At 71.0% G+C, this 12,743-nt stretch carries 11 protein-coding genes and 2 pseudogenes; 8 read left to right on the top strand and 5 right to left on the bottom strand.

Features of this window, described 5'->3' with window-relative positions:
• From GTY56_RS05920 to GTY56_RS05905, 4 genes and pseudogenes are all read right to left on the bottom strand, one after another.
• Positions 1–621: pseudogene (locus tag GTY56_RS05920) on the bottom strand (RHS repeat-associated core domain-containing protein); the annotation flags it as partial.
• 292 nt (positions 622–913) lie between these two features.
• Positions 914–2,215 (bottom strand): cation:proton antiporter, encoded by a 1,302-nt coding sequence (locus GTY56_RS05915; RefSeq protein ID WP_237524395.1) that lies wholly within the window; start codon positions 2,213–2,215, stop codon positions 914–916.
• Positions 2,216–2,379: 164 nt separating this feature from the next.
• Entirely contained in the window at positions 2,380–2,571 is a 192-nt protein-coding gene (locus GTY56_RS39795) for a hypothetical protein (protein ID WP_202509769.1), read from the bottom strand.
• Positions 2,572–3,076: 505 nt separating this feature from the next.
• Positions 3,077–3,598 carry a nitroreductase family deazaflavin-dependent oxidoreductase gene (locus GTY56_RS05905; RefSeq protein ID WP_161363168.1) on the bottom strand — a complete coding sequence of 174 codons (522 nt, stop codon included), beginning with the start codon at positions 3,596–3,598 and terminating at the stop codon, positions 3,077–3,079.
• A 171-nt stretch (positions 3,599–3,769) separates the two neighbouring features.
• On the opposite strand from GTY56_RS05905, the pseudogene GTY56_RS05900 reads away from it, so the two are divergent.
• From GTY56_RS05900 to GTY56_RS05875, 6 genes and pseudogenes are all read left to right on the top strand, one after another.
• Positions 3,770–4,869, top strand: a pseudogene (locus GTY56_RS05900) (PP2C family protein-serine/threonine phosphatase).
• Between the two features lie 34 nt (positions 4,870–4,903).
• Positions 4,904–5,440, top strand: coding sequence for a MarR family winged helix-turn-helix transcriptional regulator (locus tag GTY56_RS05895; protein WP_161363166.1), 537 nt, complete (start codon positions 4,904–4,906; stop codon positions 5,438–5,440).
• Between the two features lie 229 nt (positions 5,441–5,669).
• A complete protein-coding gene (locus tag GTY56_RS05890; protein WP_161363164.1) occupies positions 5,670–6,338 on the top strand; it encodes a hypothetical protein in 669 nt (222 codons plus the stop codon).
• Positions 6,339–6,578: 240 nt separating this feature from the next.
• Entirely contained in the window at positions 6,579–7,892 is a 1,314-nt protein-coding gene (gene pcaDC / locus GTY56_RS05885; RefSeq protein WP_161363162.1) for a bifunctional 3-oxoadipate enol-lactonase/4-carboxymuconolactone decarboxylase PcaDC, read from the top strand.
• Between the two features lie 34 nt (positions 7,893–7,926).
• Positions 7,927–8,562: an MBL fold metallo-hydrolase gene (locus tag GTY56_RS05880; protein ID WP_161363160.1), complete on the top strand. Its 636-nt coding sequence runs from the start codon at positions 7,927–7,929 to the stop codon at positions 8,560–8,562.
• A 45-nt stretch (positions 8,563–8,607) separates the two neighbouring features.
• Complete coding sequence (locus tag GTY56_RS05875) at positions 8,608–9,387, top strand: exodeoxyribonuclease III (RefSeq protein WP_161363158.1); 780 nt, start codon at positions 8,608–8,610, stop codon at positions 9,385–9,387.
• Between the two features lie 5 nt (positions 9,388–9,392).
• On the opposite strand, the gene GTY56_RS05870 is transcribed toward GTY56_RS05875, so the two are convergent.
• On the bottom strand, positions 9,393–11,159 hold the full coding sequence (locus GTY56_RS05870) for a GDSL-type esterase/lipase family protein (protein ID WP_161363156.1): 1,767 nt from the start codon (positions 11,157–11,159) through the stop codon (positions 9,393–9,395).
• A gap of 221 nt (positions 11,160–11,380) precedes the next feature.
• Between GTY56_RS05870 and GTY56_RS05865 the strand changes: the two genes are divergently transcribed.
• A complete protein-coding gene (locus GTY56_RS05865; protein ID WP_107453738.1) occupies positions 11,381–11,788 on the top strand; it encodes a DUF6278 family protein in 408 nt (135 codons plus the stop codon).
• 140 nt (positions 11,789–11,928) lie between these two features.
• A complete protein-coding gene (locus GTY56_RS05860; protein WP_161363154.1) occupies positions 11,929–12,672 on the top strand; it encodes an amino acid ABC transporter ATP-binding protein in 744 nt (247 codons plus the stop codon).
• Positions 12,673–12,743: the final 71 nt, after the last annotated feature.

Here is a 12,743-nt window from a genome sequence, read left to right as displayed (position 1 = left end):
GTGCGTGCGCTTGCCCGTGTCGTCGGCGAGGCCGAGGACGTTGCCGGTGGCGTCGGTGAGGTAGTAGTAGGACTTCCGCACCCAGGCGTCATGGAGTTCAAGGTGTCCGCCGGTTCGCGGATGAATCCGGTTCGACGCCGTTGGCCGTCGTGGACGCCAGACCCAGTGCGGTGTGGTGGCACCAGGTCGAACCCAGCTTCGTGCGCGCGGAGTTGTCCGTGCCCGCGTGGACCAGGTCGTAGCTCTTGCCGCCGCGGTGATGGCGGAGAGCTGGCTGCGGTCCGTCCACGCCTCGTTCGTGCGGGCGGTGGTGCTCGCGCCTGCCGTCTCCTTGCCGAGCTTGTCGTAGGACCAGCCCGTGGTGGAGCCGTTCTTGCCGGTCAGCTCGGAGGCGTCGTCGTTGGTGTAGGTGGTGCCGCCGGGGCAGGCGTTCTTGCTGCCGTCCTGGGAGGAGAGGTTGCCGGCCCTGTCCCAGCAGTACAGCCACGACGCCTTGCGGGCACCCGTGGAGTCGGCTTCCAGGGCGTGGCGCAGGCGGTCCTGGGAGTCGTAGTCGTAGGTGGTCTTGTACTTGGTGAGGTTGTCGGTGCGGGTGCGGATCTTGGTGGTGTCCTTGCCCACGGTGTTCTTGTAGCCGTAGGTCAGGGCGTCGGCGGCAGGGTTTCACCCGGGCTTGCCCAGCCGCCGGCAGGGCGGTGACCATACAGCGGCACGCCTCTTAGCTGTCGCCATACTGGACCGGCCTGGTCCGTCGCCGCGCCCTGGACCTGTACGAGGCGATCCCTGCCAAGCACCACCGCGAGAGCTGCTGTACGGGAACTACGCGACGTCGGGGCCCGACTAACAGCGAAGGCCGCGGACGGGCAAGCCCGGTCCCGTCGCCGTGAAGGCATTCTCCTTCCTGGGGCCGCGATCAGCGGGGCGGCTCATCTCTCCCGCCCTCAGCTTGGGACGGACTCGGGTGCAACGGGAGAGAGCCCCGGATGGGGTGAGCAGACCTGTCACGGGCGGTAGCGGGAGCCGAATCGTCGCTGGGGATGCCCGCGATGTCCTCGACCTTGAAGAGACGGGCGATCGGCACATCGGTGGAGCTGTGGGCGACGATCGAGAAGGCGATGCACACGGCGATCAGGGTGAATGCCTCCTGGCCCTGCGGGATCCCGGCCTGGAGCACCAGCAGGCCGTACACGACGGAGGCGAAGCCCTTGGGCCCGAACCAGGCGGCGACCAGCTTCTCCTGCCGGGTGAACCGGGTGCCGAGCAGCGACAGCAACAGCGAGGCCGGCCTGATCAGCGCGATCGCGAGCACCACGGTGACATAACCGCCGAAGGACAGGGCGCCGAACAACTGCGGTGTCAGCAGCGCCCCGAACACCAGCAGCGCGGCGAACTTGGCCAGCTCCGCAAGCATCTCGCCGAGCGGCTCGAACACCTCCTTCGCCTCCAGCGACCGCGCGGTGAGCACCGCTCCAGCGGAGAACGCCGCGAGGTAGGGGTTGGCGTGCGTGAGGTGGCACAGGGCGTAGAGGATCACGCCGATGGCCAGGGGCAGCAGCGGCTGCAGCTTGGGCTCGGCGCCCAGCAGCCTGAACCGTACGAGCTCGATCACCACGAAGGGCAGGACCACGCCGAAGACGAGGCCGAGCACCAGCTCCAGCGCGATCTTCCCGAGCGACGCCTCCGCGTGCCCGGAGGTCGGCCCGGCCGCGGCGATGAGGATGAGGACCACCGGCAGGGCGAGCCCGTCGTTGATGCCGCTCTCGACGTTGAGCAACTGCCGCAGCTTCGACGGGACTTCCTTGCGGCCGACGATGGCGGAGGCGAACACCGGGTCAGTGGGCGCGAGTACGGCACCGATCAGGAAGGAGGTCGTCCAGTCCAGGCCCACCAGGAAGTGCGTGATCAGCGCCATGCCGACGAACGCCAGCGGCATGCCGAGCCCGAGGGCGCGGGCCGGGTTGCGCCAGTTCTCCCGCAGCTTGGGGAAGGAGACGTGCATGCCGTCGGTGAACAGCACCGCGAACAGCGCCAGGTCGGCCGTGCCGGACACGATCTCGCTGTCCGGCGTGATGTGGATGAGCCCGAGGAACCCGTCACTGACGAGGGCTCCGCCGACGAGGAAGAGGAAGGACGTGGACAGCACGGTCCGGGCGGCGAGCCCCGACAACAGGACCGCTATGAGCAGCGCCACCCCGAAGACCACGATGAGCACCATGACCAGAACCCCCGATCGGCGAAGAGACGTGTCCTCTGACCGCCGACCAGACTTCCCGGCACACCGCTGGGAACCCTACAGGTCGTTGACGCCACATTGACAGGTCCGTGGCGTACATCCATGACGCGCCGTAGGTTGCCGGGTTCCGGAAGGGCGAGGCTCCTTCACCCGATGGGTGCGGTCGGCGCCGGTTCGACGGCGGTGGACCCCGGGCTGGTCGTGGGGAGGGCCTCCGGCACTTCCTCCACTTCCTGGACCGTACCGCCGCGCGGCCCGTCGTTCGGTGTGCCCGCCATGGTGGACAGCAGTGACCAGGCCCCGAGAGCCAGGCCGATGGCCGCGACCGTCGCGATCACGCGGCCCGCACGGCGGAGTCTGGCGGGGCCGTCGAGCTCTCGCCAAGTCGGCCCTGAGCCTTCGGGCTGCCACAGGTCACCCACGGCATCCGACCTGTGGTTCGTCGGTGCGTGATCCGGACTCCGGCCAGGCGGGTTCTGTCGGCCGGCGGCGAGTCGGCGAGGTGGACGGGCCGATGCCCGTTCCTGTGCGGAGGGCTCCTTGGGGGCGGACTCGCGGATGGCGCGCTCGTTGTCCGTCAGGAACTTCAGCCAGACATCACCGGCGCGGGACGGCGTGGCATCCGAGCCGTCCGGCGTCCCTTTACTGTCGGGTTCTGGCGTGGTCACGTCCCTGTTTCCTCCTGGAAGGGCCGTGCGACCGGTGGGGCCGCCGCATCCTGTAGGGGGCCGGCCCACGGCCGGAAGGTTGTCCTGTGCCGATCGGCCGTCGGCCGGCCCTTGGTCCCCGATATTTGCATAGTGCAAAATATGATCACCAGTGCTCTTGAGTGACGTTTCGATATCACGAGTTCCTGCGCGCGGCCCGACCGTACCCGCCGGAGGCTTCGAGTCGCATGAAGGGGACGGCCTGTCCTGCCTCGCGGAACGATGCCTCGCCGCCGGCAACGGGGAGTCCCGTGAACGCGCACAGCCGGCGGGCGGTGCGCGGGTGTCTGCACGCGTAGCCGGCCATGATGTCGGAGCCTTCCTCGGGCGGCAGGAAGTGAGCGGTGACCGCGTGCGGGCGGTTTCCGAACCGGATCAGGGTCTGGGGCTGGGCACGCAGGTTCAGATACCAGTCGGCCCCCGCGCCGAAGCCGGAGGCGACCGTCCAACTCGGCTCCGCCGGGTCGAAGGACACCACTTCCAGAACCGTCATGCGGTCGAGGCCGGAGACCCGGCCGGTGTGGTGCAAAAGCAGCAGCCGCTTTCCGAAGAGAGGGCCGAGCCCCGCGCGGTAGAGCAGGATCGGCAGGCGCAGGGCCAGGCGTCGCCACCCGCTGGGAGGCCGTGGGCGGCGGGGCTCGGTGTCTCTGGCGGCCATGCTGGGGCCTTCCATGTGTCGGGAATGACGTCTTTCGGACTCGATCGAGTAAAGGACCCCCGGCAGGAGTCGTGCCGCGGAAGCCACCTTTGCATAGTCTAAAGGTCGGGGAGGGGCGCCTGCGGGGAAGACCGGCGGCTCTCGACAGCCGCGACATCGCAGGAGTGCCGCATGAGCGACCGGAAGCCGCCGTCGAGCTGGACGCTGCTGTCCTGCATGCCGGTCCTGGTGATGGCGATGGTCGCGGTGACGGACGTCGTGGCAGGGCCCGGTGTCGGATTCCTGCCGCTGGTCTCTCTCGGGCCGGCCTTCTCCGGGCTGGTCGGAGGGTGGCGCCGTACGGCCTGGTTCGGGCTCGCGGCCCTGGTGCTGTGCGTCGCGCTCGGGCTGTACGACGGGCTGTTCGACGGACGTCGGGGCTACACCGCGCTGGCCTCCGTGGCCGGTGTCACCGGTGTGGGTGTCGCGGCCGCGGTGATGCGCTCGCGCCGGGAGGCGGAGCTGGCCAGCGTTCGGTCGATCGCGGAGGTCGCCCAGCGGGTACTGCTGCGGCCGGTGCCGTTGACCGCGGGCCCGCTACAGGCGGCGGTGTCGTACACATCGGCGGTCGCCGAAGCCCGGATCGGCGGGGACCTGTACGAGGTGGTGGCCTCCCCGCACGGCGTGCGGGTCATCGTGGGAGACGTCCAGGGCAAAGGTCTGGCCGCGGTGGAGACGGCAGCGGTGGTGCTGGGCGCCTTCCGGGAGGCGGCGTACGACGAGGCCGATCTGTCGGGCTCGGCGAGCGCTTGGAACGCAGCGTCGCCAGGGAGCTGGAGGGGGAGAAGTTCGTGACCGCGATCCTCGCCGAGATCGGCACGGCTCACGAGGCGGTCTTCCTCAACTACGGACATCCGGCCCCGATGATCGTTCGCAGGGACGGCACGGTCGACTTCCCGCAACCGGACTCGTTCGCCCTGCCGTTGGGCCTCGGGACGCACGGAAGCGAGGGCCCGAAACCCTATCGGGTGGGCTTCTCCCCAGGGGAGCAGCTTCTGCTGTACACCGACGGCGTCACCGAAGCCCGCGACGAGGACGGCCGCTTCTATCCCGTCGGCGAGCGCGCGCACCTGCTGAAGGACCCGGACGCGCACCGCGCCCTGGAGACCTTGCGCGAGGATCTCGCCCAGCACTCCGTCGGACCGCCGCACGACGACGCCGCGATGCTTCTGCTGCGCTACCACGGTCATGGGGACGGTCAGGGGGAAGGAAAATCTGGTTCCGTCACGTGAGTGAGCAGGTACGTCCGCACGGTAGAAAGGACGCATGCCGGAGCGTGAGACCCCTACGGGGGCGATGGACGACGTGGACGTGGTGACCCGGTCGGTGCTGACCGCGTCCCGCCTGCTGGTGGGGATCTCCGCGCGCTCCCTCGCCGCTGTCGAGGAAAGGGTGACACTGCCGCAGTTCAGAATGCTCGTGGTGCTCTCCACCCGCGGCGCCACCAAGCTCGTCACGCTCGCCGACCTGCTCCAGGTCGCCCCGTCCACCGCCATGCGGATGGTCGACCGGCTGATCGCCGCCGGGCTCGCCGACCGGCAGTCCAACCCCGGCAACCGCCGCGAGACCCTGCTTCGGCTCACGGAGGAGGGCCGCCGCACGGTCGCGGACGTCACCGGACGCCGCCGCGCCGCGATCGCCGAGATCGTGGAGCGGCTCACCCCGACACAGCGACTGGCCCTCATCGAGGCGCTGGCCGCCTTCAACGAGGCCGGGGGAGAGCCTCTCGCCCCGGCCCAGGACGAGACGGAGTCGCACCCGCTGGGGTGGGCGATGGATGTTCCCGTGGCCGGCGACGCCTGACGCGCTCGGGTCGGTCTTCTCCGCCCGCGGCCTGTTTTGCATAATGCAAGGGAATCGTGAGGAGAACTGGCCTTGCCGGATCCCGGCAATGGAGACCCCGCGGGCCCGTCCGGAGCGGGGCAGTGCGGTGCGTTCCCCTGGCGCACCAGGATGGCGGAGGCCGAAGCGAGGCGGAAGGGGGCGCATGAAGCGTGGACAGCACTCTGCCAACACGGCGGAACCTCACCTGATGGCGCGTCTGCGCAGCATGGTGTGGGGGCCGGCCGAGTTCGTCGGGCCGCCGCCGATCCGCCTGACCGCGAAGGGCTTCCTCGCGGGAGGTCTGGCGGCGGGTGCGATCGTCGGCAGTGCGGTCGCCGGTGCCTGGTACGGGATCACCGGGCTTGCCGCAGGCGAGGGCGGCCTGATCTGCGCCGCCCTGCTCGTCCTGTACCTGTGCCGGCTGCGGGCAGGTCGTGCCCTGGTCGGTGTCGCCGCGGTGCTCGCGGTCTGCCTCGCCCTCCAGACGCCCCAGGCCGCGGCGGGTTTCGTGCTGGCGGAGCGGGGGCGCGTGGAGTCCGTAGTGGTGACCTCGGTCAATGGCGGCTCGACGGATGTCTCCGGCCGTGGCCGCTACCTCTGCTCGGTGATCGACCGGCACGGCGTTCCCATGAAGGTCCGTATCTGGCGCGGCTGCGAGCAGACCACCCGGCCTGGTGACGCGATCGCCGTCGTGTACGACGCGAAGGGACGGGTCCCGCCGCGTGGTGCGGAGGGAGGAGGGTCCGCCCTCGACGCCCTGAGCGGACTCGGCGGCTGGCTGGCCGGGCTCGTGTCCGCATGTGTGGTCGGCGTCGTGCGTTCCTACCGGCTCACTCTTTCTTCCCGGCCGAGCGGCTCGGCTCCTACGATGCCCTGAGGCCGACCGAGGGGGCGCACTCCGGTTCCGTCGGTCCCGTGGGGCGACCCGATACGAGCAACGCCCTCGGCGGCCGGAGCGGCGCGGCGGAGGGCTGGAGTTGCTCACACTGGGGCGTGCACCGCCCGATCATCCGATGCCTCAAGCGGTATGCCGCCCGCGAGGTCTTCAACCTGGTCAGACCGGTTTCCCACACCCCCGCGTTATAGGGGCGTCGTGACAGATGAGAGGCTCAGACGGGTGAGCGAGACACCACCGAACACCCTGCAATACCGCTTTGACGGGCCGGAGGAGGCCCCGGTCCTGATCCTGGGTCCCTCACTGGGTACCACATGGCACATGTGGGACCGCCAGGTCCCCGAGCTGACCAAGCAGTGGCGCGTCTTCCGGTTCGACCTGCCCGGCCACGGCGGCGCTCCCGCGTACCCGGCGGGATCGGTGAGTGACCTCACCACGCGGTTGCTGGCCACCCTCGAAGGGCTCGGCGTGCAGCGCTTCGGCTACGCGGGCTGTGCGCTCGGCGGCGCCGTCGGCATCGAGCTGGCCCTGCGCCACCCGGAGCGGCTCGCCTCGCTCGCGCTGATCGCCGCCTCGCCCCGCTTCGGCACGGCCGACGAGTTCCGGCAGCGGGGCGTGATCGTCCGCACCAACGGCCTCGACCCGATCGCCCGCAGTGCGCCCGAGCGCTGGTTCACCGGCGGGTTCGCCGCCGCGCAGCCCGCGATCACCGAGTGGGCCGTGCAGATGGTGCGCACCACCGACCCCGGCTGCTACATCGCCTCCTGTGAGGCGCTCGCCTCCTTCGACGTGCGTCCAGAGCTCGGGCGGGTCGGCGTCCCGACCCTGGTCCTGGTCGGATCGGACGACCAGGTCACCGGCCCGGCCGAGGCCCGCACGCTGGTCGCCGGCATCCCGGACGCCCGCCTCGCCGTCGTCCCCGGCGCCTCCCACCTGGTCCCGGTGGAGCAGCCCGGGGCGGTCACCGACCTGCTGGTGCGGCACTTCTCCACCGCCTGGCAGCCCGTCTTCGAGACCTCCACCGGCCAGAACGCCCTGCCCGCGGCCGCCCTCAAGCCGGTCCTGTCTGCCGCCCCGCCGCAGCCCCCGCAGACCGGGCCCGTCGCCGAGATCGCCCCGCTCGCCGTCCCGCCGCAGGCGCAGGCGCAGGGCCGGCCCGACCCGTACGACGCCGGGATCAAGGTCCGCCGCGAAGTGCTGGGCGACGCGCACGTGGACCGGGCGCTCGCCCAGGCCGACGAGTTCTCCGGGGACTTCCAGGAGTTCATCACCCGTTACGCCTGGGGCGAGATCTGGGACCGCCCCGGCCTGGACCGGCGCACCCGCAGCTGCGTCACGCTCACCGCCCTGGTCGCCGGCGGCCACCTGGACGAGCTGGCCTTCCACACCAGAGCCGCCCTGCGCAACGGCCTCACCCCGGGGGAGATCAAGGAAGTGCTGCTCCAGGCGGCCGTCTACTGCGGTGTGCCGGCCGCGAACAGCGCGTTCAAGGTGGCCCAGCAGGTCATCCGCGAGGAGACCACGCCCCAGGAGTGAGTCCGCGTGACGAGCGCGGAGGCAGGATGGACCCATGAAGCTCACGAAGATGTCGCACGCCTGCGTCCGTCTGGAGAAGGACGGCCGGACCCTCGTCCTCGACCCCGGCGGCTTCACCGAGGAGGACGCCGCGCTCGGCGCGGACGCGATCCTCGTCACCCACGAGCACCCCGACCACTTCGACGAGTCCCGGCTGCGCGCCGCGATGGAGAGCAACCCGGCCGCGGAGATCTGGACCCTGCGGTCGGTCGCGGAGAAGATCTCCTCCGCCTTCCCCGGCCGCGTCCACACCGTCGGCCACGGCGACACCTTCGGCGCCGCCGGCTTCGACGTCCAGGTTCACGGCGAACTCCACGCGGTGATCCACCCGGACATCCCGCGCATCACCAACGTCGGCTACCTCGTCGACGGCGGCGCGGTCTTCCACCCCGGCGACGCCCTCACCGTCCCCGACCACCCGGTGGAGACGCTGATGCTCCCCGTCATGGCCCCCTGGAACAAGATCTCCGAGGTCATCGACTACGTCCGCGAGGTGAAGCCGCAGCGCGCCTACGACATCCACGACGCCCTCCTCACCGACCTGGCCCGGCCGATCTACGACCGGCAGATCGGGCAGCTCGGCGGCGCCCAGCACCTGCGGCTGACGCCGGGGGATTCCGCCGAGGTCTGACGGGGCCGGGCGGGGTTGTCAGACCCGGCGGGTAGGTTGTGGGGCATGCGCATCGCGACCTGGAACGTGAACTCGATCACCGCCCGCCTGCCGAGGCTCCTGGCCTGGCTGGAGAGCAGCGGCACGGACGTGCTGTGCCTCCAGGAGGCCAAGGTCACCGAGGAGCAGTTCCCCTCGGAGCAACTGCGCGAGCTGGGTTACGAGTCGGCGGTCCACGCGACCGGCCGGTGGAACGGCGTGGCGGTGCTCTCCCGCGTCGGCATCGAGGACGTCGTCAAGGGCCTGCCCGGCGACCCCGGCTTCGACGGCTCGGTGGAGCCCCGCGCCATCTCGGCGACCTGCGGCCCGCTCCGCGTCTGGTCGGTCTACGTGCCGAACGGCCGTGAGGTGGACCACCCCCACTACGCCTACAAGCTCCAGTGGTTCGAGGCGCTCAAGGCGGCCGTCGCCGGGGACGCGGCGGGCAGCCGCCCGTTCGCGGTGATGGGCGACTACAACGTGGCGCCGACGGACGACGACGTCTTCGACCCCGCCTTCTTCGAGGGTTCCACCCACGTCACCGCCGCCGAGCGAGCCGCCCTGGCCTCCCTGCGCGAGGCCGGCCTGTCGGACGTGGTCCCGCGGCCCCTCAAGTACGAGCACCCGTTCACGTACTGGGACTACCGCCAGCTCTGCTTCCCGAAGAACCGCGGCATGCGCATCGACCTGGTGTACGCCAACGCGCCCTTCGCGAAGGCGGTCGGCGACGCGTACGTGGACCGCGAGGAGCGCAAGGGCAAGGGCGCCTCGGACCACGCCCCCGTCGTCGTGGACCTGGACGTCTAGGAGCTTCAGGGCCGCAGCAGCCGCAGATCGACCGAGTCCGCCAGGGCCGCCAGCCCCGCGTCGCCCGGGTGCAGACGGTCCCCGCTGTCGTACGCGGGGAGCATCCGGGACGGCCGCTGCGGGTCGCGGACCACCGCGTCGAAGTCGAGCACGCCGTCGAAGGCCTCGCCGCCGCGGATCCACTCGTTCACCGCGACCCGCTCGGCGTCGACGGCGGCGGTGCACCGCGCCTCGCCCTCGCAGGGCAGGATCGTCGCAGCGAGCATCCGCAGCCCCCGGCCGTGCCCCCGAGCCGCCAGCTCGCGCAGCCCGGCGATCACCGCCTCCGCCGACGTGCCCCACCGCAGATCGTTGACGCCCTCGAAGACGACGGCCGTACGCGCCGACGGCTGGGCGATGACGTCCCGGTCGAAACGGTGCAGGGCGCTCACCCCGGCCGTGTCCGTGGACACCCCGTCGCCGGGGTACCGGTCGGTGACCACGCGGTTGCCCGAGATCCCGAGGTTCAGCACGCCGTAGCGCGGGACGGTGCTCTGCCTCAGGAGCCGGCCGGCCAGGACGTTCGGCCAGCGCCGGTTCGCGTCCACCGTGGACTTGTCACCATCGGTGATCGAGTCCCCGAGCAGCACCACGGAGCCGGGACCGCCGCTCACGTCGACCCCCGCGAGCAGCGGCCAGCGGGTGATCACCGAGGTGTAGGCCCCGGCGGCGGCGTCCGCCGCGTGGTCGCCGGGCTCGCTGACGTACGAGCGCTGCTGGGCGAGCCCGTGCACGGGCGCGGCCGTCACCGTCCCCGGCAGATGGAAGCTCACCAGCAGATTGGCGTCCGCCGGTACGGAGAAGCCGAGCGGATCGCTGTACGCCTGGCCCCCGGCCGGGATCGTCACGCCCGCCGCGCCGCGGAACGACAGCGCCACCGGGGTGCCCCGCGAGGCCGCGGCCGACGCCTGCACCGCGACCGTCGCGCTCCCGATTCGCACCGGAGCGGCCGCGAAGGTGTTGTCGAACCGCACCCGCACCCGGGGCCCGCCGGCGGACGTGTGCACGACCAGCCGCAGCGTCCGGTCCGTCCAGGGGCCCACGGCGGCGTAGCCGCCCGTGGCCGTGGTCCAGCTGCCGGTCCAGCCGTGCGGGGCGGTCCGCACCGACACCGCGAAGACGTGCAGACCGGCCGCGCTCGGCAGCCGGACCGAGCTCACCGCGCGCCCCGGCACCAGCGGCACCGTCACGACGTACAGGCGGGCCTGCCGGTCGAGTCGGCCGCCGGGCGTGTTGATGTGCGGCAGGGCCACCGCCTTGGTCGCGAGCGGCCCGGTACGCCAGTCGGGCGCGGTCAGCCGGTACCCGGAGCGGGCGCCGTTCGCGTACGTGACCGTGCCCCGGCCGCCGACCTCCGTGCCGGCGGTGCCCGCCACGAGGAAGGCCAGGGCGTCCCCGCGCCCGGTGACCCGCACGTCCTGCCCGGCGGCGCGGACGTTGTCCGGCTCGCCGGGCCCGCGCTTCGGCCAGGTCAGCCGGGCGCCCTGCACGGTGAGCACGCGGCCGGGCGTCCAGCCCGCTGCCGTGAGGTCGCGCGCCGACAGCGAGGCACCGAAGCCGTCGAAGTCGGCCTCCCCGGGCCGGCTGTCGTCGCTGACCGCCACGTTGTCGAACAGCCGCTCCAGCGGCAGCGGCGCCGCCCGCCCCTGCTCGGCAGCCTGCGCCGACACCGCCGGCACCAGCGACCCGCACAGGGTCAGGGCGACCAGGATCCCCCGGACACATCGGCGCACGGCCGACTCCTCCCGCTCATCGACACACGACGCAACAGACGAAACGCAGAGACGAAAACCGAAGAGACAACGACAGCCGGGACACAAGACGCACGGTGAAGTTAGGGAGACGGGAGTGACCCGTCAACGCGCCCTGCGTGAACTCGGCCTGAACTCGTCCGGGGCCGGCGGACCCGCGCGCCCTGTGGTGCGTACGGCGGTACGAATGACACGCTGGGAGTATGAACATCCCTTTCCTGGGCAACCGGCGCCAGAAGGTCGGGTTCCCCGACCCCGCAGGCATCGCGGAACTCCTCGCCGAGTGCGAACTGCTCCGCTCCCAGGCGTACCGGGAGGGCGTCCGGCTGGACGACTCGGCGGCCTCCCTGGAGGCGCTCGACCAGCTCGTGCCGCGCTGGCGGGACGACGAGGAGACGCTGCACTGGCTCGGCAACGACGCCGGGCTCTACCTCGGCACCGTCATCGTGCGCACGGTGCCGGGAGCCGCCTGGGAGATCCGGTCCGACGGGCAGCCGGTCGTACGACTGGTCTCCGGCCGGGAGTTCGACGTCGTGGACTCCGGTCACGAGTGGGCGGTGAACGGGGTCCCCGAGCTGTCGCAGCTGTACGCCGAAGTCGCGGAGTCGTGAGCCTCATGACCGCAACCTTTGGCCCAAAGTCCGGCGTAAATACGGCTAATGATCGAAAAGTGCGTGTCGCCCGACAAGTTCGATCTTGCCTGGATACGTTGCGGCAACCACCACACAGCTGAGAGTGAGTAGGGCTGAGCATGGCCGTCGAGCCGCTGATCGAGCTGCGTGACGTCAACAAGCACTTCGGGGAACTGCATGTCCTTCAGGACATCAACCTCACCGTCGGCCGGGGGGAGGTCGTCGTGGTCATCGGCCCGTCGGGGTCGGGAAAGTCGACCCTCTGCCGGGCGATCAACCGGCTGGAGACCATCGAGTCCGGGGAGATCGTCCTCGACGGGCAGCCGCTGCCGGAGGAGGGCAAGCCCCTGGCCCGGCTGCGTGCGGACGTCGGCATGGTCTTCCAGTCGTTCAACCTCTTCGCCCACAGGACCGTCCTGCAGAACGTCTCTCTGGGCCAGGTCAAGGTGCGCGGCCGCCGGAAGGAGGACGCCGACAAGCGCTCCCGTGAACTCCTGGACCGGGTCGGTGTCGCCAACCAGGCGGACAAGTACCCGGCACAGCTCTCCGGCGGTCAGCAGCAGCGCGTGGCCATCGCCCGCGCCCTGGCCATGGAGCCCAAGGCGATGCTCTTCGACGAGCCGACCTCCGCCCTCGACCCGGAGATGATCAACGAGGTGCTGGAGGTCATGAAGCAACTGGCCCGCGACGGCATGACCATGATCGTCGTCACGCACGAGATGGGCTTCGCCCGCTCGGCCGCCAACCGGGTCGTCTTCATGTCCGACGGCCGGATCGTCGAGGACCGCAGCCCCGACGAGTTCTTCACCAACCCGAGCAGTGACCGCGCCAAGGACTTCCTCTCCAAGATCCTCAAGCACTGAACGGGCAGGCACCGGACGGCTCATCGGATCGGACCTCGACTACGATGTGCCCTTCATCCCTGTCGGAGAGG

The sequence above is a fragment of the Streptomyces sp. SID5643 genome, from assembly GCF_009872555.1.
Classification (GTDB): Bacteria; Actinomycetota; Actinomycetes; order Streptomycetales; family Streptomycetaceae; genus Streptomyces; species Streptomyces iakyrus.
Note: the sequence above shows the minus strand (reverse complement) of the source record. Positions and strands in the feature narration are given on the sequence as shown.

Bases quoted from the DNA above. Each gene is read 5' to 3' on its own strand.
- GTY56_RS05915 (WP_237524395.1), bottom strand. From the start codon at position 2,215: ATGGTGCTCATCGTGGTCTTCGGGGTGGCGCTGCTCATAGCGGTCCTG.
- GTY56_RS05905 (WP_161363168.1), bottom strand. From the start codon at position 3,598: ATGGCCGCCAGAGACACCGAGCCCCGCCGCCCACGGCCTCCCAGCGGG.
- GTY56_RS05895 (WP_161363166.1), top strand. From the start codon at position 4,904: ATGCCGGAGCGTGAGACCCCTACGGGGGCGATGGACGACGTGGACGTG.
- GTY56_RS05890 (WP_161363164.1), top strand. From the start codon at position 5,670: ATGGCGCGTCTGCGCAGCATGGTGTGGGGGCCGGCCGAGTTCGTCGGG.
- GTY56_RS05880 (WP_161363160.1), top strand. From the start codon at position 7,927: ATGAAGCTCACGAAGATGTCGCACGCCTGCGTCCGTCTGGAGAAGGAC.
- GTY56_RS05875 (WP_161363158.1), top strand. From the start codon at position 8,608: ATGCGCATCGCGACCTGGAACGTGAACTCGATCACCGCCCGCCTGCCG.
- GTY56_RS05865 (WP_107453738.1), top strand. From the start codon at position 11,381: ATGAACATCCCTTTCCTGGGCAACCGGCGCCAGAAGGTCGGGTTCCCC.
- GTY56_RS05860 (WP_161363154.1), top strand. From the start codon at position 11,929: ATGGCCGTCGAGCCGCTGATCGAGCTGCGTGACGTCAACAAGCACTTC.